Below are 19,210 nucleotides of genomic sequence, written 5' to 3'. Positions count from 1 at the left end.
CACTGCACGGCCTTGGCAGCCACACATTCCCCCGGCTGCGCTCCCGATCCTGGATTTTCCGGCCATGCAGAAAGAAACCGAAATCAAACTCCGCGTCAGCCGCGAAACCCTCGCTGCCCTGCGCGAGCACCCGCTACTGAAGAAACGCAACAAAAATGGCTGGGAACGCCGTGAGTTGATGAACCAGTACTTCGACACCCCCGAGCGCGATCTGGCTCAGGCCAAAGTTGCCCTGCGCCTGCGCAAGGACGGTGACGAAGTGATTCAGACCCTCAAGACCCGTGGTCAGAGTGTTGCCGGTCTGTCCGAGCGTAACGAGTACGACTGGAAGTTGCCCAAAGCCAAGCTCGACGTGAAGAAACTCGACGGCGAATGCTGGCCCGAGTCGCTGGCCGAGCTGGACAAGAAAACCCTGAAGCCGATCTTCACCACCGATTTCGTCCGCGAGCGCGCGGAAATCGCCTGGGGCCGCGGCAAGGCCAAAGTGGTCATCGAAGCGGCGCTGGACCTCGGTCACGTGGTGGTCGGCAAACAGAAAGAAGAAATCTGCGAGCTGGAACTGGAGCTGCGCGAAGGCGAGCCTGCCGCGCTGCTGGAACTGGCCGCCGAACTGGCCGAGACCCTGGCCCTGATGCCGTGCGACATCAGCAAGGCCGAGCGCGGCTACCGTCTGTACGACGCCAACAGCTACTCGCTGAGCCTGCCGGCGCCGCAACTGACCCCGGAAACCCAACTCGACGACGCTTTCGCCGCGCTGGGCTGGCACTTGCTCGGCAGCAGCCAGCGTCTGGCTGAACAGTATCGTTTCAACGGCCACTGGCGCCTGCTGCAGGACTGGGTCGAGAACCTTGCGGAAATGCGCGCCCTGCTCAGCAGCCTCGGCCAGGCCGCACCGCGTCCGGCCACTCACGACCTGCGCGTGGCGCTGGACGCATTGCTCGAAGACTGGCGCCCGCTGGTTCAGGTCGGCATCGAAGACGAAGACGTGCGCAAAGCGGCGCCGGAACAGTTCCTTGAGGAGCTGGAAGACCCGCGTTGGGGTCTGTTCTCGCTGACTGCGTCGCGCTGGTTGCTGGCCCGCACCTGGACCGCCGAGCGCAACACCCGCGGCAACCGCCAGGGCGCCGCGCAACTGCACAGCTGGCTGCCGCGCCTGCTGGGCGAAGAAGCCACGTCCCTGCAATTGCAGCGCTATCAGCAGCAACCGGAAGATCTGGCCGAGCAACTGCCGCGCATCGAACGCATCCAGGTCTGGCTGCACCATGCGCGTAACGTGCTGGAGATCGCGGAAATGGATCGCCTGTACGGCGAGCTGAACAAACTGGCGCAACTGGCCAACGAACCGACCATCACTGACGAACTGCTCGATGCGCGCAAGCAGCAGGCAATTGCGGTTTATCAGAATCGTGCGTGGAAAATGCTGCTGCGTATGTGATGCTCAGCAACACTTGAAAACTGTGGCGAGGGAGCTTGCTCCCGCTGGAGGCCGAAGGACTCCCGATTCCTGCAATTGCAGATTTTGGGGCCGCTTCGCAGCCCAGCGGGAGCAAGCTCCCTCGCCACAGAGGCCATCCGTGCTAGACCGGGAGGCTGGTCGTCGACTTGATCTCCGACAACGCCACAATCGAGTTCACTTCCTGAATCCCCGGCACCAGCGACAGTTTTTCGAAGAAAAACCGCTCATACGCCTCGATGTCCGCCGCGACAATCCGCAACAGAAAATCCACCGCGCCCATCAGCACATAACACTCCAGCACTTCCGGAAAACCGCGAATCGCCTCGGTGAATTCGGTGAAGTTCGAACGCCCGTGGGCGTTGAGTTTGATCTCGGCGAAGATCTGCGTGTTCAGGCCGATCTTCTTGCGATCGAGCAAGGTCACCTGCCCGCGAATGATCCCCTCCTCCTTCATCCGCTGAATCCGCCGCCAGCACGGCGATTGCGACAGCCCCACCTGCTCGGCGATCTGCGCGCTGGACAGTGACGCGTCCTCTTGCAGCAGGGCGAGAATCCGCCGGTCGTAGCTGTCCAGCTCGCTATGCATAATCAATCCTCAAAAAGATCATTTTACGAATCGTTCCAGTCGTGCAATCCGCGAATCCGCTCATCTTAGACAAGAAATGCCCGACACCGAATGTAAAAATTCCTCCACTGACTCTGGAGACCGGACATGCCTCACCTCGAAGCCGTGAATACCCCTGCGCCCCGCGCCGATGTGTGGAACGTCAACAACGCCCACTGTTGTGCGAGTTATCAACTGCTCGCCGAAGCCGAGCCGGATCTGCTGGTGCGGGTGCTGAACCTGTTCGCGCTGCAGTTCCTCACGCCGCAGCAGGTCCACGTCGAACGGCTCGACGATCTGCTGTCGATCGACATCGTCATCGACGGGCTCAGCTGGCATCGCGCGCAGGTGATTGCGGAAAAACTTCGTAACCTGATCAGCGTCTGCTCGGTGAACCTGCAAAACGCTGACACGGCGTGGGCTGCGCCAGCCCAGGCGGCCGGCTGACAAATCCGGCAACGGCTTTGTCGGGTAGTGGCCCAACAGTCTGCGGGGCCACGACTATCCTTTGCGCACAGTCGTTCAAAAGGAGCCCGCATGTCCGTTCAACTCGCCACTCAGGACCGCTGGCTGGATCTCAACGATGTGTTGCGTGAACTGGTCGCCCAGGGCTTTATCAGCCAGGATTCGGCGGAGCAGGCGCTCAATGCCCGGCGGCGCCACGCGCCCCACGGCCAGCAGCATCCGCTGGAATTCATTGCCAGCCAGCAACTGGATGACCTCAGCCGTCCGGGCAAGCATCTGGATCTGGAAAGCCTGACCCTGTGGCTGGCGCAACAGGCCGGCCAGCCGTACATGCGCATCGACCCGTTGAAGATCAACGTCGCCGCCATCACCCCGCTGATGTCCTACGCCTTTGCCCAACGCCACAAGATTCTCGCGGTAGCGGTCGACCGCGACGCGGTGGTCGTGGCCAGCGCCCAGCCCTACGTCACCGGTTGGGAGGCTGACCTGACCCACGTGCTGAAGCTGCCGATCAAACGGGTCGTCGCCAACCCGGCGGATATCCAGCGCTTCAGCGTCGAGTTCTTCCGCCTCGCCAAATCGGTCAGCGGCGCCAGCAATGCCGACGCGCAGAGCGGCAACCTCGGCAACTTCGAACAACTGCTCAACCTCGGCGCCAGCGATCAGGAGCCGGACGCCAACGATGCGCACATCGTCAACATCGTCGACTGGCTGTTCCAGTACGCCTTCCAGCAGCGCGCCAGTGATATCCATATCGAACCGCGCCGCGAACAGGGCACCGTGCGTTTCCGCATTGATGGCGTGTTGCACAACATCTATCAATTTCCGCCGCAGGTGACCATGGCCATTGTTAGCCGCCTGAAAAGCCTCGGGCGGATGAACGTCGCCGAGAAGCGCAAACCCCAGGACGGCCGGGTCAAGACCAAGACCCCGGACGGTGGCGAGGTGGAGCTGCGGCTCTCAACGTTGCCCACCGCGTTTGGCGAAAAAATGGTCATGCGGATTTTTGACCCGGAAGTGCTGCTCAAGGACTTCGATCAGTTGGGCTTTTCCGCCGACGACCTGCGCCGCTGGCAGGACATGACCCGCCAGCCCAACGGCATCATTCTGGTCACCGGGCCAACCGGTTCGGGCAAGACCACCACGCTCTACACCACGCTGAAGAAACTGGCGACGCCGGAAATCAACCTCTGCACCATCGAAGACCCAATCGAAATGGTCGAGCCGGCGTTCAACCAGATGCAGGTCCAGCACAACATCGACCTGAGTTTCGCCGCCGGGGTACGCGCGCTGATGCGGCAAGACCCGGACATCATCATGATCGGCGAGATCCGCGATCTGGAAACCGCGGAAATGGCGATTCAGGCTGCACTCACCGGCCACCTGGTGCTGTCGACCCTGCACACCAACGATGCCCCCAGCGCGATCAGTCGGCTATTGGAACTCGGCGTGCCGCACTATCTGATCAAGGCTACGGTGCTCGGGGTCATGGCCCAGCGCCTGGTGCGCACGCTGTGCCCGCACTGCAAGGCGCCGCTGACGCTGCAAGAGGAAGACTGGCAAACCCTGACCCGGCCCTGGCAGGCGCCGCTGCCGGGCAATGCGCAACGCGCTATCGGTTGTCTGGAATGTCGCGACACCGGTTATCGCGGACGCGCCGGGGTCTACGAAATCATGCAACTGAGCGACAGCCTCAAGGCCTTCATCACCCCCGACGCCGACCTCACCGCGATCCGGCGGCAAGCCTTCAAGGAAGGCATGCGCAGCCTGCGCCTGTCGGGCGCACAAAAGGTTGCGGCGGGGCTGACCACCATTGAGGAGGTGCTGCGGGTAACACCGCAGAGCGAACAGAAATAACCGGCTACCAGTCGAGATCATCAATCTCGGCATTGGGCTTGATCCATAGCACCTGCCCATTTGGCACACGTTGCAGGATCGAGTAATTGGGCTTCAGGGTCTCACCGGTGCGCACATTTTTCGCGGTATACGTCTGGCTCGACGTCATGCGCAATGTTTGCGGCTTGCCCTGGGCTGCCCGAGTGCCTCGGGGGTACCGCCAATCACCCAGCGCCATTGGATTGCGCAGTTGACCACTCCAATGCAGAGGATTGCGTTGCTGATCGAGCTCCACGGTCGCGGTCATCAACTCAATGCCCTGAATCGAAACGGACTCCGATGCCTGCCAATAGCTGACACTGTATTCGTTGCCCTGCTTCTGCACTCGACTCTTGGCTGGCCAGGCCAAACCGGCGACTTTTGCACCGGCGACCAAAGTACAGCCGTCAAACTGCCAGAGGTCGGGGCGCAACCGGGTTTCTTCGCTGAAGTTCACGGTCAGCAACGTGTCGCGGGCACAGGGCCAGCCATCAATTATCTGGTCACCGACGAGGCGCATCTCTCCGCTCGTCAGGTAATACATCTGCAGTGAAGAAACCCGCGCGCCCATGAGGGTTTGCGGCGCAGGAAACCGGGCAGTGTCCAGACTCGCCAGGCCATGGATCTGCGGCTGACCGTTCGCGTCCAGTGGATCGATGGTCATTAGATGCAACCACGTGCCCGCAGGCAATTTGAGACCCTCGACCTGAACCTCGTGCTTCAGTCTTAAATTGCGGGCAAGAGTGTCTGCGATGCTGCTGGTGATCTGGTTGATGGTCACACCGACAACCGATAGACAAAGCAGCCCCAGAACACTCACTTTGCGTGGATGACGCAACAGTGCACGACGCCACGTCGGCACACACAGCATGATCACCAGCACCGTAAGCCCGATAAAGGCCGCCGTGCATACTGTCCACACCATCACGTACATCAGAGAAATAAAAGCCAAGGCAGCGTCCATGCATGAAAAACCGGGGTGCATGGTGCCAAACTACCCTGCGTACCTCCAGCTCATCAGCTCCATGACTGAGCAGTCATGGAACCGGATCGGGTAAATGACGATCCAACGCCTTAGATAACCCCCAGGAGTCACTCAATCATGCGTCTCAAACTTGCTGTCGCGACCCTTGCCTTGCTGTCCCTTCCCGTTGGTTCAGCGATGGCCGACGGCTTTTGGCGTAACGTCATTTCCTCCGGTGCCACCACCGGTTCGACCTACCTGACCTTCAAGGATCACAAGCTGATCGTCGCCGCGCAGGACGACGCCGGCAGCTTCGTTGCCAGCGACGGCGGTATCCGCGGGCCGTACCTGGAAGCGGCGATGCAGAAAGTCCGCGCCGACAACCCGGGCCTGCAGGCCACGGACATGGAACTGGCGAATGCGATTCTGGCGAAGAACGCGGTGGAATCCGAGTAAGCCTTGCGCCAAAAAAAATGCCGCTCGAGCGAGCGGCATTTTTTTGCCTGTCATTCCGAATTCACCACGCCACCCTGTGGGAGCGGGCTTGCTCGCGAAGGCGTCCTGCCAGAAAACATACATATGCCTGACCCAGCGCCTTCGCGAGCAAGCCCGCTCCCACAATGGGTCTGTGTGTTTCCTGAGGATCAGCGGTAATCGTCCACCGGGACGCAGGCACAAAACAGATTGCGATCCCCATAAACGTTATCCACCCGATTCACCGCCGGCCAATACTTGTGCGCCTTGGTATGCGCATCCGGGGTGATCCCCTGCTCGATGCTGTAAGGCCGCTCCCACACTCCGGTAACATCCGCCAAGGTATGCGGCGCGCGCTTGAGCGGGTTGTCTTCCGCCGGCCAATTGCCGTTCTGCACTTCGGTGATTTCCGCGCGGATGCTCAGCATCGCGCCGATGAAACGATCGAGTTCGGCCTTGGACTCGCTCTCGGTCGGCTCGACCATCAACGTCCCAGGCACCGGGAAGGACATGGTCGGCGCATGGAAGCCATAGTCCATCAAACGCTTGGCGACGTCCTCTTCGCTGATCCCGGTCTGCGCCTTCAACGGCCGCAGATCGAGAATGCACTCATGGGCCACCCGCCCGTTGCGCCCGGTGTACAGCACCGGAAATGCGCCGGATAAATGCTGCGCCAGATAATTCGCGGCGAGGATCGCCACTTCGCTGGCATCTGCCAACTGCGGCCCCATCATCGCGATGTACATCCAGCTGATCGGCAAAATGCTCGCACTGCCCCACGGCGCCGCGCTGACTGCGCCGTTCTGTGGCAACGGGCCGTCAATCGGCACCACCGGGTGATTGGCAACGAACGGCGCCAGATGCGCGCGAATGCCGATCGGCCCCATGCCCGGCCCGCCACCGCCGTGGGGGATGCAGAACGTCTTGTGCAGGTTCATGTGCGACACATCGGCGCCAATGTCCGCCGGCCGCGCCAGCCCGACCTGCGCATTGAGATTGGCGCCGTCCATGTACACCTGCCCGCCGTGCTGGTGGATAACTTCGCAGATCTCGCTGATGCCCTCCTCGTACACACCATGGGTCGACGGATAGGTCGCCATCAGACACGACAACTTGTCCCCCGCCGCGGCCGCCTTGGTTTTCAGGTCGTCCAGATCAACGTTGCCGGCCTCGTCGCACTCGACGATCACCACGCGCATTCCGGCCATCTGCGCCGAGGCCGGGTTGGTGCCGTGGGCCGAAGAAGGAATTAGGCAAATGTCCCGCGCGCCCTGCTGTCGGCTCTCGTGATATTTGCGAATCGCCAGCAGCCCGGCGTATTCGCCCTGAGCTCCGGAGTTGGGCTGCATGCAGATCGCATCGAACCCGGTGATCGCGCACAACCAGCGCTGCAGTTCTTCGATCATCAAGGTGTAACCGACCGCCTGCTCCCGAGGCGCAAACGGGTGCAGGTTGGCGAACTGCGGCCAGGTGATCGGGATCATCTCGCTGGTGGCGTTGAGTTTCATGGTGCAGGAGCCCAACGGGATCATCGACTGGTTGAGCGCCAGATCCTTGTTCTCCAGTTGCTTGAGGTAGCGCAGCATCTCGGTTTCGCTGTGATGCGCATTGAACACCGGATGACGCAGGTACGGCGTGTTGCGTTGCAGGTGCTCGGGAATCCCGGGAACCAGCTCTTCTGCATCAATTTCGTCGACGTTCAACCCATGATCGGCGCCCAATAGCACATCAAACAGTTTGGCCACCGTGTTTGCATCGCAAGTCTCGTCGAGGCTCAACCCCACTCGGCCACGGCCGAGAATCCGCAGGTTGATCTGCGCGGCCCTGGCGCTGTCGATGATCGCGGTCTGCGCGCCGCCCACCTCCAGCGTGAGGGTGTCGAAAAACTGCCCGTTGACCCGCTGGATGCCATGGCGCTCAAGGCCCGCCGCCAGAATGCAGGTCAAGCGGTGCACACGCTGGGCGATGCGCTTCAAGCCTTGCGGCCCGTGATACACCGCGTAGCAACTGGCGATGTTGGCCAGCAGCACCTGCGCGGTGCAGATGTTCGAATTGGCCTTCTCGCGGCGAATATGCTGCTCACGGGTTTGCAGGGCCATGCGCAACGCCACATTGCCTCGGGCGTCTTTCGACACGCCGATGATCCGCCCCGGAATCGCCCGTTTGTACTCTTCGCGGCTGGCAAAAAACGCCGCATGCGGGCCGCCGTAGCCCATCGGTACGCCAAAGCGCTGTGACGAACCGAACACCACATCCGCGCCCAGTTCACCCGGCGGCGTCAACAGCAACAGGCTCAGCAGATCGGTGGCGACACAGGCCAGCGCCTGCTGCGCGTGCAGCTGATCAATGACCGGGCGCAGATCACGGATCTCGCCGTGGGTGTCGGGATACTGCAGCAACGCGCCGAACACCTGATGCTGGCTGAGGTTATCCACAGCGTCGATGATCAGTTCAAAGCCGAAGCCTTCGGCGCGGGTCTGCACCACGGAAATGGTCTGCGGATGACAGTTTTCATCAACGAAAAACAGATTGCTCTTCGACTTCGCCACACGCTTGGCCAGGGCCATGGCTTCCGCGGCGGCCGTGGCTTCGTCGAGCAACGAGGCGTTGGCCAGTTCAAGTCCGGTGAGGTCGATGGTCAGTTGCTGAAAATTCAGCAGCGCTTCGAGACGGCCCTGGGCGATCTCCGGTTGATACGGGGTGTACGCGGTGTACCAGCCGGGATTTTCCAGCACGTTACGCAAGATGACGGTTGGCGTCAGCGTGCCGTGGTAACCCATGCCGATCAGGCTGGTCCAGACCTGGTTCTGCTCGGCGTAACCGCGCAGCTTGGCCAGCGCCGCCTGCTCGTCGAGGGCCGGCGGCAAATCCAGCGCCCGATTCAGACGAATGCCCGGCGGCACCGTCTGCTCGATCAGTTCGACCCGGCTGCCGAGGCCGAGGCTGTCGAGCATTGCCTGTTGTTCGGCGGCGTCGGGCCCCAAATGGCGACGCAGGAAGGCTTCGGGGTCGCGTAACTGGCTCAAGGATGGCAACTGGGACATGACGGGCTCTCTCTTGGCTGGCGCTCGGCGTCAATGCAACACGGTCAAACCAGCATAGCAGCCGATACCGACGCGCACGGCTTGGCGGCAGAGGGGGTTCCGGGGCATGCTGTAGCGCCTGCATCAGGCGTCCAACTTTCGGATGATCGAATCCTCATGAGCCAACTGCCGTTCCTGCCGTTTTCCAAACCTGTCATTGATGAAGCCACGATTGCCGCCGTCGGCGATGTGCTGCGCTCCGGCTGGATCACCAGCGGGCCGAAGGTCCAGGCCTTTGAAGCACAACTGTCGGAATACTTCGGCGGGCGCCCGGTGCGCACCTTCAACTCCGGCACCTGCACCATGGAAATCGCCTTGCGCATCGCCGGCATCGGCCCGGGTGACGAAGTGATCACCACGCCGATTTCCTGGGTCGCCACCGCCAACGTGATCCTCGAAGTCGGCGCCACACCAGTGTTTGCCGACATCGATCCGGTGACCCGCAACATCGATCTGGACCAGTTGGAAGCGGCCATCACCCCGCGCACCAAAGCGGTGATTCCGGTGTACCTCGCCGGCCTGCCGGTGGACATGGAACGCTTGTACGCCATCGCCCGCAAACACAACTTGCGCATTGTCGAAGACGCCGCTCAGGCCCTGGGTTCGAGCTGGAACGGTCAGCGCATCGGCGCCACCGGCGATTTCGTCTCGTTCAGTTTCCAGGCGAACAAGAACGTCACCTGCTCCGAGGGCGGCTGTCTGGTGCTGAACACCCCGGAAGAAGCACGGCTGGCGGAGAAGTACCGCCTGCAAGGCGTGACCCGCAACGGCTTCGACGGTCTGGACGTCGACGTGCTGGGCGGCAAGTTCAACATGACCGACGTCGCCGCCACCATCGGCCTGGGTCAATTCGCCCATATCGAGGCGCTGACCGCCCATCGTCAGGAACTGGCCCGGCACTACTTCAAATGTTTTGGCGATGACTTTGAAGCGACCTATGGCGCGCAACTGCCGCCAGCGGACTTCACCCAGAGCAACTGGCACCTGTTCCAGCTGGTCCTGCCGGAACGCAAGGACGGCTTGCCGGCCCGCGCCACGTTCATGGAGCAGATGCAGGCCAAAGGTATCGGCATCGGCTATCACTATCCGCCGATCCACTTGCTGAGCCTGTATCGCGAGCGCGGGTTCAAGGAAGGCATGTTGCCAGTTGCCGAGCGCGTTGGACGCTTGATCGTGTCGTTGCCGATGTTCACCACCATGACCAAGGACGACGTCGAGCGTTCGGTGGCGGCAGTGAAAGCGGTATTGCGCGACGCCTGATCGACGCCCACAAAAAAGCCCCGAGAGATCGGGGCTTTTGCAGTATCACAGTCTGCTTATTCGCCGATGGAATCCTTGTAGGCAGCAGCGTCCAGCAGCTTGTCCAGCTCGGCCTTGTCGCTTGGCTTGAGCTTAAAGATCCATGCAGCGTACGGATCGTTGTTCAGTTCTTCCGGCGAGTCAGCCAGCGTTTCGTTGACCGCGATCACTTCACCGCCGACCGGGGAGTAGATGTCGGAAGCGGCCTTCACCGACTCGACAACACCGGCAGCCTCACCGGCAGCAAATACCTTGCCGACTTCGGCCAGTTCAACGAACACCACATCGCCCAGCGCTTCCTGCGCGTGATCGCTGATGCCCACGGTAACGGTGCCGTCGGCTTCCAGACGCGCCCACTCATGACTTTCGGCAAAACGCAGTTCAGCGGGGATATTGCTCATGCTCGGTGTCCTCAAGAAATTGTCAGCGGTCAGGCCCGCCGGGAAAGGTTAGATCAAGGTTTTGCCATGGCGCACGAAGGTCGGTTTGACCACTCGTACCGGATACCACTTGCCACGGATTTCCACTTCGGCGCGGTCGGCTGTGGCCATCGGTACACGCGCCAGGGCAATCGATTTGCTTAGCGTAGGAGAGAAACTACCACTGGTGATCTCTCCTTCGCCAACATCGGCGATACGAACCACTTGATGGGCGCGCAAAACACCCCGCTCCTCAAGCACCAGCCCCACCAGTTTGTGGGCAACACCGGCAGCTTTTTCCGCTTCCAGCGCAGCACGGCCGATGAACTGTCGCGAGGCCGGTTCCCAAGCAATGCTCCAGGCCATATTGGACGCCAGCGGCGAGACATCTTGATGAATGTCCTGGCCGTAGAGGTTCATCCCGGCCTCGACCCGCAGCGTGTCGCGGGCACCGAGACCGATGGGAGAAATGCCGGCGCCGACCAGATCGTTGAAGAAGCCCGGTGCCTGCTCGGCCGGCAAGGCTATTTCCAGCCCGTCTTCACCGGTGTAACCGGTGCGCGCAATGAACCAGTCGCCATCGACTTCGGCTTCGAACGGTTTGAGGTGCTGGATCAGTGCGGCGCGGGACTGGGTCACCAGTTCGGCAATCTTGTGCCGGGCCTGCGGGCCTTGAATGGCGAGCATCGCCAGTTCCTGGCGTTCGTGCAGTTGCACCTCGTAACCGGCGACATGCGCCTGCATCCACGCCAGATCCTGGTCGCGGGTGGAGGCGTTGAACACCAGGCGATAACGGTCTTCGAGGCGATAGACAATCATGTCGTCGACGATGCCGCCACGCTCGTTGAGCATGGTGCTGTAGAGCGCACGGCCGGGGCGGTGCAGGCGTTCGACGTCATTGGCCAGCAAATGCTGCAGCCAGGCCTTGGCCTGGGGGCCATCAACGTCGATCACGGTCATATGGGAAACATCGAACACCCCGCAATCGCGGCGCACCTCGTGGTGTTCCTCGACCTGCGAGCCGTAATGCAGTGGCATGTCCCAACCGCCAAAATCGACCATCTTCGCGCCGAGGGCAAGATGCAGGTCATACAGAGGCGTACGCTGTCCCATGGGTTTCTCCTTCCGGGCGTGGCGAAGGTGCGGACAGCCGCTGTACGGGGTGAAAGCCACGAAATAGAAGGCTTTCAGCCGATTTCAGCGAACGGGTCTATCAGACGAACCGCACCGAATGCCGCGCATTGTAGCCGCATGATTCAGGACTCACTACTAAGTGTTTCGGTGCGCCGAGCGGCGGATCAGGCCGATGACCGGCAATAAACCAACCAACACCAGGGTCAGCGCCGGCAGCGATGCACGCGCCCACTCGCCCTCGCTGGTCATTTCAAAGATCCGCACGGCCAGCGTGTCCCAGCCAAACGGGCGCATCAGCAGGGTGGCGGGCATTTCCTTGAGCACATCGACAAACACCAGCAACGCCGCGCTCAGCGTGCCGGGCAGCAACAACGGAAGATACACTTTGAAAAACAGTCGCGGCCCACTGACACCCAGACTACGTGCCGCTTCGGGCAATGAAGGCCGTATACGCGCCAGACTGTTTTCCAGCGGCCCGTAGGCCACCGCGATAAAGCGCACCAGATAGGCCATCAGCAACGCCGCCAGACTGCCCAGCAGCAGCGGCTTGCCGGCGCCGCCGAGCCAGCCCGACAGCGGAATCACCAATGCGCGGTCGAGATAACTGAACGCCAGCATGATCGACACTGCCAGCACCGAACCCGGCAGCGCATAACCGAGATTGGCCAGACTGACTCCGGAACGGATCGCCCGGGTCGGCGCCAGACGTCGGGCAAACGCCAGCAACAGCGCGACGCTGACGGTGATCAACGCCGCCATAGCGCCCAGATACAGGGTGTGCAGGATCAGCCCGGCGTAACGCTCATCCAGATCGAAGCGCCCGCGCTGCCAGAACCACACCAGCAGTTGCAGCAGCGGAATCACGAACGCGCAGGCAAACACCACCAGACACCAACCGGTCGCCGCGAACGCTTTGAGTCCGCGCAGCTGATACAGCGCCTTGACTCGTGGTCGCTCGTTGCTCGCCCGGTTGGCGCCGCGCGCGCGTCGCTCGCCGTAGAGCACCAGCATCACCACCAGCAGCAACAGACTGGCCAGTTGCGCCGCGCTCGGCAGGCTGAAGAAGCCGTACCAGGTCTTGTAGATGGCGGTGGTGAAGGTGTCGAAGTTGAACACCGACACCGCGCCGAAATCCGCCAACGTCTCCATCAGCGCCAGTGCGACACCGGCGCCAATCGCCGGACGCGCCATCGGCAACGCCACCCGCCAGAACGCCTGCCAGGGCGACTGACCGAGTACCCGCGCTGCTTCCATCAGGCCTTTGCCCTGCGCGAGAAACGCGGTGCGCGCCAGCAGGTAAACGTAGGGATAAAACACCAGCACCAGCACCACGATCACCCCGCCGGTGGAGCGTACCCGTGGCAGGCGCAAGCCGCTGCCGAACCACTCACGCAGCAGCGTTTGCACCGGGCCGGCGAAATCCAGCAGGCCAACGAAGACGAACGCCAGCACGTAGGCGGGGATGGCGAACGGCAGCATCAGCGCCCAGTCGAGCCAGCGCCGTCCGGGGAATTCACAGAGGCTGGTGAGCCACGCCAGACTGACACCGAGCAGCGTCACGCCGACACCGACGCCAAGCACCAGCATCAACGTGTTGCCCAGCAGGCGCGGCATCTGGGTTTCCCACAGGTGCGACCAGATTTGCTGATCGATGGTCTGCCACGACAGCAGCAGAACACTCAGGGGTAGCAGCACCAGCGCGGCAATGGCGAGGACGATGGGATACCAGCGGCGTTGGGCGGGGTGGGCCAAGGGGGTTCTCTAATAAATCGTGGGTCGGCGCAAGAGTAATGCCAGCCCCAATTGTGGCGAGGGGATTTATCCCCGATCGGATGCGCAGCATTCGTAAAAACTACGCCCGCGGTGTATCAGTACGCTTTGATTAAGGGCATTGGGGGTGCTTCGCACCCCATCGGGGATAAATCCCCTCGCCACAGGATATAACCAGGTTTTAGTTCCAGCCCGCGCGATCCATCATGCGGATCGCTTCCGCCTGACGCTTGCCCGCCACTTCCACCGGCAAGGTATCAGCGACGAACTGACCCCACGCCGCCACTTCCTCCGAAGGTTTCACCGCCGGGTTGGCCGGGAATTCCTGGTTCACGTCAGCGAAGATCTTCTGCGCCTCAGGCGTGGTCATCCACTCCACCAGCGCCTTGGCTGCTTCCGGGTGCGGCGCATGCTTGGTCAGGCCGATGCCCGACAGGTTCACGTGTACGCCGCGGTCGGCCTGATTCGGCCAGAACAGTTTCACCGGCAGGTCCGGCTTCTGCTTGTGCAGGCGACCGTAGTAGTAGGTGTTGACGATGCCGACGTCGCACTGGCCGGCATTGATCGCCTCCAGCACCGCGACGTCGTCGGAGAACACATCGGTGGACAGGTTGTTGACCCAGCCCTTGAGGATCTTTTCGGTCTTCTCGGCGCCGTGCACTTCGATCATGGTCGCGGTCAGCGACTGGTTGTAGACCTTCTTCGCCGTGCGCAGGCACAGGCGCCCTTCCCAATTCTTGTCGGCCAGCGCTTCGTAAGTGGTCAACTCGCCCGGTTTCACCCGTTCGGTGGAATAGGCGATGGTCCGCGCGCGCAGGCTCAGACCGGTCCAGGCATGCGTGGATGAGCGGTATTGCGCAGGAATGTTGCTGTCGATGGTTTTCGAGGTGAACGGCTGCAGGATGCCCATCTGCTCGGCCTGCCAGAGGTTGCCGGCGTCGACGGTGAGCAGCAGGTCGGCAGTGGCGTTTTCGCCTTCGGCCTTGATGCGCTGCATCAGCGGCGCTTCCTTGTCGGTGATGAACTTGATCTTCACCCCGGTTTTCGCGGTATAGGCGTCGAACACCGGTTTGATCAGCTCATCGATACGCGAGGAGTAGACCACCACCTCGTCGGCAGCCTGGGCGGTGGCGCTGCCGATCAGGGTCAGGGCCAGTGCGGTCAGAAGACGCTTGGGTGCCAACATGGGAGTGGTCTCTCGGTCGGAAAATGTGGGCCAAATGATAAGGACTCACATTTACCAGCTCAATCGAACACTTGAGCAAGGAGTTACCAGATGTTGCATGAATTCCAAATTGCTGGCTTCTGTGGCGAGGGAGCTTGCTCCCCGCTGGAGGCCGAAGGACTCCCAATGCTGCCAAAATGGCTTTTGGGGCCGCTTCGCAGCCCAGCGGGAGCAAGCTCCCTCGCCACAAAAAAATAATTGCCTTCAGGGTTTGGCCAGCGCTGGGAGGTCGCCGGTCAACCCCAGCGCCTCACGCACAAACAACGCCTTGGCCTCCGGCATCTGCTCCACCAGCTTCAACCCGGCGTTGCGCAACCAGCGCAGCGGCAATGGGTCGGCCTGGAACAGACGCTCGAAGCCCTCCATCGCCGCCATCAACGCCAGGTTATGCGGCATGCGCCGGCGTTCGTAGCGGCTCAGCACTTTCACATCGGCCAGACGCTCGCCACGTTCGGCGGCCTGCAACAGCACTTCAGCCAGCACCGCCGCATCGAGGAAACCAAGGTTCACACCCTGCCCGGCCAACGGGTGAATGGTGTGCGCCGCGTCGCCGATCAGTGCCAGGCCTTCGGCCACGTAACGTTTGGCGTGGCGTTGACGCAACGGCACGCACAGGCGCGGATCAGCGCTGATCACCTCGCCCAGGCAGCCTTCGAACGCCCGCTCCAGTTCACGGCAGAACGCGGTTTCATCCAGCGCCATCAGGCGTTCGGCTTCACTCGGGGTGGTCGACCAGACGATCGAGCACCAGTCCTGCTGCCCGTCGCGCTCCAGCGGCAGAAACGCCAGCGGCCCGTGATCGGTGAAGCGCTGCCACGCGGTCATCCGGTGTGGCTTGCTGCTGCGCACACTGGTGACGATGGCGTGGTGCAAGTAATCCCACTCGCGGGTGGCGACGCCGGTCAGGCGGCGCACCGCCGAATTGGCGCCGTCCGCGGCAATCACCAGCGGCGCACGCAACTGGCGACCATCGGCCAGGGTCAGCAGCCATTCGTCGCCGGAGCGGCGCATCTGCTCCAGCCGTGCGTTGGCCAGCATGCCCAGATCGCAATCGTGCAAACGATCGAGCAAGGCATCCTGCACCACGCGGTTTTCGACGATATGACCGAGCACTTCGGCATGCACACTGCTCGCCGAGAAATGAATCTGCCCGGTGCCGCTGCCGTCCCACACGTGCATGTCGGTGTACGGGCTGCTGCGACGCTGGGCGATGCCGTCCCAGACGCCGAGGCGTTCGAGAATCCGCTGGCTGGCCGCCGACAGCGCGCTGACCCGCGGCTCGAACGGCGCGTCGGCATCGAACGGTTTGACGCTCAGCGGGCTGCCGTCGAGCAGCAGCACTTCCAGGCCGCTGTCCTGCAACGCCAACGCAAGGGCGCTGCCGACCATTCCGGCTCCGACAATCAGCAGATCTGCGCGCATTTCCATGCTTTAAGCCTGTCTCGCTTGCGGCTTGAGCCGCACGTAAAGGGTTTTTCCGACTCGCGCCACGAGGTTGCCGGCGCCGTCATGAATGTCGACCTGCAACTGCGGCAGGTATTTCTCGCCACTGGCGGTCTGCCGGCGGATCTCGTCGAGCAGGGTGTCGTCGATGTTGAACCGGGCAAACACCGGGCCCTTGCCGGGGGCGATGAAATCGATGTCGGCCGCTTTGTCCCAGACGATGTAACGCGGCCCGAGGTTCTCCATCAGCATCAGCATGTAGAACGGATCGACCATCGAGTACAGGCTGCCGCCAAACTGGGTGCCGACGTAGTTGCGGTTGTACCAGCCCAGCCCCATCGACACCTGAACGTCGCGAAAATCATCGCTGATGTGCCGCACCCGCACCCCGGAGCCGAGGTACGGTGGGTAGAAGGTCATCACCCAGCGCATCAAGCGCGCCTTGCCGAACGAACGGCTCAACCACTCAAGCATCCGGCCGCGTCCCCAGCCCCATGGCCTGACGGGCGAACCAGCGTTTGGCCGGCGGCAGCAGATCGAGGCCGAGCAGGCCGATGTTGCGCCCCAGCGAGACCAGCGGCTGGGTGCTGCCGAACAGTCGGGTGACTTGATCAGAGAAGCCCACGGTAAGCTCCTGGTCCAGGCGCTGCCGCTCGCGGTACGCCTGCAATGTAGGGAAGTCGCCCAGCGGTTTGTCGCTGGCAAGCAGTGCGGCGGCCAGCGCATCGGCGTCGCGTAGCGACAGGTTGAAGCCCTGTCCGGCAATCGGGTGCAGGCTGTGCGCGGCATTGCCCAGCACGGCCAGATGCGAGCGCACCTGCTCCTCGGCCTCGACCAGCGACAACGGATACAGATGCCGCGCACCGACCTGTTTCAAGGTGCCGAGGCGGTAGCCGAACACGCCTTGCAGTTCACTGAGGAAATCGCGTTCGCTCAAATCGGCCAGGCGTTGCGCGTCCATGCCCAGACGGGTCCAGACCAGCGCGCAACGGTTGTCCGGCAGCGGCAGCAAGGCCATCGGCCCTTCGTCGGTGAAACGCTCGAAGGCCATGCCGTTGTGCGCTTCGCTCGGGGTGATGTTGGCGATCAGTGCGCTCTGGTTGTACGGACGCTTGCGCACGTTGATGCCCAGTTGCTCGCGCAGACCGGAACGGCCGCCATCGGCGAGCACCGCCAGATCGCACTCAACGGTTGTTTCATCGTTGAGGGTCAGGCGATAGCCGTCGGGCAGCGGCTCCATGCGCGTGACTTCCGCCGGGCAGCGCCAACTGATCACGTCTTTATCCAGATGCTGCCACAGGCATTGGCCGAGCCAGGCGTTTTCCACCACGTAGCCCAAGGCCGGCACGCCCTCTTCCATCGCCGACAGACGAGCGGTGGAAAAGCGACCACGGTCGGAGACGTGAATCTGTTTGATCGGCTCGGCGCGGCGGGAAATGTCCTGCCACACGCCCAGCCGCTGATAGATCTGCCGCGAACCGAAGGACAGCGCCGACGAACGTGCGTCGTAGCTCGGCTGCCAGCTGTCGCCGGGGGCGAACGGTTCGATCAGGACGATTTTCCAGCCACGCGCCTTGGCCCCGGCCTGCAAGGCCAGCGCCAGGCTGGCGCCGACCAGGCCGCCACCGATGATTGCCAGATTGACTCGACTCATGCCGCGTGTGTCCGTGCTTGCGCCATCAGCGCTTCGATTTCGGCGACGGTTTTCGGTACGCCGCTGGTCAATATTTCACAACCGGTCTTGGTCACTACCACGTCATCCTCGATGCGCACGCCAATGCCGCGCCATTTCTTCGCTACGTTCTGGTTGTCCGGGGCAATGTAGATGCCCGGCTCGACGGTCAGCGCCATGCCGACCTCCAGCACCCGCCATTCGCCGCCGACCTTGTATTCGCCGACGTCGTGCACATCCATGCCCAGCCAATGGCCGGCACGGTGCATGTAAAACGCTTTATAGGCTTCGGTCGCGATCAACTCATCGACCTCGCCTTGCAGGATTCCGAGCTTGACCAGTCCTGCGGTAATGACCCGCACCGTGGCTTCGTGCGCCTGATTCCAGTTTTTGTTCGGGGCGATTTCAGCGAATGCGGCTTCCTGCGAGGCCAGCACCAGTTCGTAAATCGCTTTCTGCTCGGGTGAAAACTTGCCGTTGACCGGCCAGGTGCGGGTGATGTCGCTGGCGTAGCAGTCGATCTCGCAACCGGCGTCGATCAACACCAGATCGCCGTCCTTGAGCAGCGCGTCATTCTGCTGGTAATGCAGGATGCAGCTGTTGCGCCCAGCAGCGACGATCGAACCGTAGGCCGGCATCTTCGCCCCGCCCTTGCGGAATTCGTAATCGAGTTCGGCTTCCAGGCTGTACTCGTAAAGCCCGGGCCGGCTGGCCTGCATCGCGCGGATATGCGCCTGAGCGGAAATCCGCGCGGCTTCGCGCATCACCTTCACTTCTGCCGCCGATTTATACAGGCGCATGTCGTGCAACAGGTGATCCAGGGCAACGAATTCGTTCGGTGGCTGGGCGCCGAGGTGCGCCTTGGAGCGGATCACGTTGATCCAGTCCATCAGGTGCCGATCGAATTCCGGGTTGCTGCCCATTGCCGAATACACCCGGTCGCGGCCTTCGATCAGGCCCGGGAGGATGTCGTCAATGTCGGTAATCGGGAACGCGTCGTCGGCGCCGTAATCACGGATCGCGCCTTCCTGGCCGGCGCGCAGGCCGTCCCATAACTCGCGTTCGGCATTGCGTTCACGGCAGAACAGCACGTACTCGCCGTGCTCGCGGCCGGGCATCAGGACGATGACCGCCTGTGGCTCGGGGAATCCGCTGAGGTACTGGAAGTCGCTGTCCTGGCGGTAGACGTGCTCGACGTCGCGGTTGCGGATCGCGACCGCGGCGGCGGGCAGGATCGCGATGCTGTTGGGTTCCATCTGCGCCATCAGGGCCTTGCGGCGACGGCTGTATTCCGCTTTGGGGATATGGGTCATGAGCAGATGGCTTT

Annotated in this window: 16 protein-coding genes; 5 read left to right on the top strand and 11 right to left on the bottom strand. The window is 62.2% G+C overall.

Going from position 1 to position 19,210, the window contains the following annotated elements:
- Nucleotides 1-64 precede the first annotated feature (64 nt).
- Nucleotides 65-1,435, top strand: a complete 1,371-nt coding sequence (locus tag M0814_RS11605; RefSeq protein ID WP_003229277.1) for a CYTH domain-containing protein — start codon at nucleotides 65-67, stop codon at nucleotides 1,433-1,435.
- Between the two features lie 142 nt (nucleotides 1,436-1,577).
- Here M0814_RS11605 and M0814_RS11600 read toward each other — a convergent pair whose 3' ends face one another.
- Nucleotides 1,578-2,042: an Lrp/AsnC family transcriptional regulator gene (locus M0814_RS11600; protein WP_027610503.1), complete on the bottom strand. Its 465-nt coding sequence runs from the start codon at nucleotides 2,040-2,042 to the stop codon at nucleotides 1,578-1,580.
- 126 nt (nucleotides 2,043-2,168) lie between these two features.
- Between M0814_RS11600 and M0814_RS11595 the strand changes: the two genes are divergently transcribed.
- The gene (locus tag M0814_RS11595) at nucleotides 2,169-2,507 is read left to right on the top strand and encodes a hypothetical protein (RefSeq protein WP_103483631.1); all 339 of its coding nucleotides are present in this window, start codon (nucleotides 2,169-2,171) and stop codon (nucleotides 2,505-2,507) included.
- Nucleotides 2,508-2,597: 90 nt separating this feature from the next.
- Nucleotides 2,598-4,382: a GspE/PulE family protein gene (locus M0814_RS11590; RefSeq protein ID WP_103483632.1), complete on the top strand. Its 1,785-nt coding sequence runs from the start codon at nucleotides 2,598-2,600 to the stop codon at nucleotides 4,380-4,382.
- A 4-nt stretch (nucleotides 4,383-4,386) separates the two neighbouring features.
- Here the strand turns inward: M0814_RS11590 and M0814_RS11585 are convergent, their stop codons facing one another.
- Nucleotides 4,387-5,364 (bottom strand): hypothetical protein, encoded by a 978-nt coding sequence (locus M0814_RS11585; RefSeq protein WP_146774681.1) that lies wholly within the window; start codon nucleotides 5,362-5,364, stop codon nucleotides 4,387-4,389.
- A gap of 135 nt (nucleotides 5,365-5,499) precedes the next feature.
- Here M0814_RS11585 and M0814_RS11580 point away from each other — a divergent pair, with 135 nt between their 5' ends.
- Entirely contained in the window at nucleotides 5,500-5,820 is a 321-nt protein-coding gene (locus M0814_RS11580; protein ID WP_177434708.1) for a DUF2388 domain-containing protein, read from the top strand.
- 188 nt (nucleotides 5,821-6,008) lie between these two features.
- Here the strand turns inward: M0814_RS11580 and gcvP are convergent, their stop codons facing one another.
- Nucleotides 6,009-8,882, bottom strand: a complete 2,874-nt coding sequence (gene gcvP / locus M0814_RS11575; protein WP_103483635.1) for an aminomethyl-transferring glycine dehydrogenase — start codon at nucleotides 8,880-8,882, stop codon at nucleotides 6,009-6,011.
- Nucleotides 8,883-9,038: 156 nt separating this feature from the next.
- On the opposite strand from gcvP, the gene M0814_RS11570 reads away from it, so the two are divergent.
- Nucleotides 9,039-10,181: a DegT/DnrJ/EryC1/StrS aminotransferase family protein gene (locus M0814_RS11570; protein ID WP_103483636.1), complete on the top strand. Its 1,143-nt coding sequence runs from the start codon at nucleotides 9,039-9,041 to the stop codon at nucleotides 10,179-10,181.
- A 56-nt stretch (nucleotides 10,182-10,237) separates the two neighbouring features.
- Here the strand turns inward: M0814_RS11570 and gcvH are convergent, their stop codons facing one another.
- From gcvH to pepP, 8 genes are all read right to left on the bottom strand, one after another.
- Complete coding sequence (gcvH, locus tag M0814_RS11565; RefSeq protein ID WP_103483637.1) at nucleotides 10,238-10,621, bottom strand: glycine cleavage system protein GcvH; 384 nt, start codon at nucleotides 10,619-10,621, stop codon at nucleotides 10,238-10,240.
- A 48-nt stretch (nucleotides 10,622-10,669) separates the two neighbouring features.
- A complete protein-coding gene (gcvT, locus tag M0814_RS11560) occupies nucleotides 10,670-11,752 on the bottom strand; it encodes a glycine cleavage system aminomethyltransferase GcvT (RefSeq protein WP_003229291.1) in 1,083 nt (360 codons plus the stop codon).
- A 156-nt stretch (nucleotides 11,753-11,908) separates the two neighbouring features.
- On the bottom strand, nucleotides 11,909-13,525 hold the full coding sequence (locus M0814_RS11555) for an iron ABC transporter permease (protein WP_003229293.1): 1,617 nt from the start codon (nucleotides 13,523-13,525) through the stop codon (nucleotides 11,909-11,911).
- 199 nt (nucleotides 13,526-13,724) lie between these two features.
- On the bottom strand, nucleotides 13,725-14,729 hold the full coding sequence (locus M0814_RS11550) for an extracellular solute-binding protein (RefSeq protein WP_103483638.1): 1,005 nt from the start codon (nucleotides 14,727-14,729) through the stop codon (nucleotides 13,725-13,727).
- Between the two features lie 243 nt (nucleotides 14,730-14,972).
- Nucleotides 14,973-16,190: a 2-octaprenyl-3-methyl-6-methoxy-1,4-benzoquinol hydroxylase gene (locus tag M0814_RS11545; RefSeq protein ID WP_177434707.1), complete on the bottom strand. Its 1,218-nt coding sequence runs from the start codon at nucleotides 16,188-16,190 to the stop codon at nucleotides 14,973-14,975.
- 9 nt (nucleotides 16,191-16,199) lie between these two features.
- On the bottom strand, nucleotides 16,200-16,685 hold the full coding sequence (locus tag M0814_RS11540; protein ID WP_103483640.1) for a DUF4442 domain-containing protein: 486 nt from the start codon (nucleotides 16,683-16,685) through the stop codon (nucleotides 16,200-16,202).
- On the bottom strand, nucleotides 16,678-17,865 hold the full coding sequence (gene ubiH / locus M0814_RS11535; RefSeq protein ID WP_003229299.1) for a 2-octaprenyl-6-methoxyphenyl hydroxylase: 1,188 nt from the start codon (nucleotides 17,863-17,865) through the stop codon (nucleotides 16,678-16,680). The genes M0814_RS11540 and ubiH overlap by 8 nt, the downstream gene beginning before the upstream one ends.
- The gene (gene pepP, locus M0814_RS11530) at nucleotides 17,862-19,196 is read right to left on the bottom strand and encodes a Xaa-Pro aminopeptidase (RefSeq protein ID WP_103483641.1); all 1,335 of its coding nucleotides are present in this window, start codon (nucleotides 19,194-19,196) and stop codon (nucleotides 17,862-17,864) included. Before pepP ends, ubiH begins: the two co-directional genes overlap by 4 nt.
- Nucleotides 19,197-19,210 lie beyond the last annotated feature (14 nt).

Origin of the sequence: Pseudomonas sp. MWU12-2020 (assembly GCF_023100605.1) — a bacterium.
In the GTDB taxonomy this organism is placed as follows: domain Bacteria; phylum Pseudomonadota; class Gammaproteobacteria; order Pseudomonadales; family Pseudomonadaceae; genus Aquipseudomonas; species Aquipseudomonas fluorescens_H.
This window is presented reverse-complemented; position numbering and strand designations above follow the sequence as displayed.

What these genes read in the sequence shown, in the direction of transcription:
- M0814_RS11605 (WP_003229277.1), top strand. Translation starts at nt 65, where the DNA reads ATGCAGAAAGAAACCGAAATCAAACTCCGCGTCAGCCGCGAAACCCTC.
- M0814_RS11600 (WP_027610503.1), bottom strand. Translation starts at nt 2,042, where the DNA reads ATGCATAGCGAGCTGGACAGCTACGACCGGCGGATTCTCGCCCTGCTG.
- M0814_RS11595 (WP_103483631.1), top strand. Translation starts at nt 2,169, where the DNA reads ATGCCTCACCTCGAAGCCGTGAATACCCCTGCGCCCCGCGCCGATGTG.
- M0814_RS11590 (WP_103483632.1), top strand. Translation starts at nt 2,598, where the DNA reads ATGTCCGTTCAACTCGCCACTCAGGACCGCTGGCTGGATCTCAACGAT.
- M0814_RS11585 (WP_146774681.1), bottom strand. Translation starts at nt 5,364, where the DNA reads ATGGACGCTGCCTTGGCTTTTATTTCTCTGATGTACGTGATGGTGTGG.
- gcvP (WP_103483635.1), bottom strand. Translation starts at nt 8,882, where the DNA reads ATGTCCCAGTTGCCATCCTTGAGCCAGTTACGCGACCCCGAAGCCTTC.
- M0814_RS11570 (WP_103483636.1), top strand. Translation starts at nt 9,039, where the DNA reads ATGAGCCAACTGCCGTTCCTGCCGTTTTCCAAACCTGTCATTGATGAA.
- gcvH (WP_103483637.1), bottom strand. Translation starts at nt 10,621, where the DNA reads ATGAGCAATATCCCCGCTGAACTGCGTTTTGCCGAAAGTCATGAGTGG.
- gcvT (WP_003229291.1), bottom strand. Translation starts at nt 11,752, where the DNA reads ATGGGACAGCGTACGCCTCTGTATGACCTGCATCTTGCCCTCGGCGCG.
- M0814_RS11550 (WP_103483638.1), bottom strand. Translation starts at nt 14,729, where the DNA reads ATGTTGGCACCCAAGCGTCTTCTGACCGCACTGGCCCTGACCCTGATC.
- M0814_RS11545 (WP_177434707.1), bottom strand. Translation starts at nt 16,190, where the DNA reads ATGCGCGCAGATCTGCTGATTGTCGGAGCCGGAATGGTCGGCAGCGCC.
- M0814_RS11540 (WP_103483640.1), bottom strand. Translation starts at nt 16,685, where the DNA reads ATGCTTGAGTGGTTGAGCCGTTCGTTCGGCAAGGCGCGCTTGATGCGC.
- ubiH (WP_003229299.1), bottom strand. Translation starts at nt 17,865, where the DNA reads ATGAGTCGAGTCAATCTGGCAATCATCGGTGGCGGCCTGGTCGGCGCC.
- pepP (WP_103483641.1), bottom strand. Translation starts at nt 19,196, where the DNA reads ATGACCCATATCCCCAAAGCGGAATACAGCCGTCGCCGCAAGGCCCTG.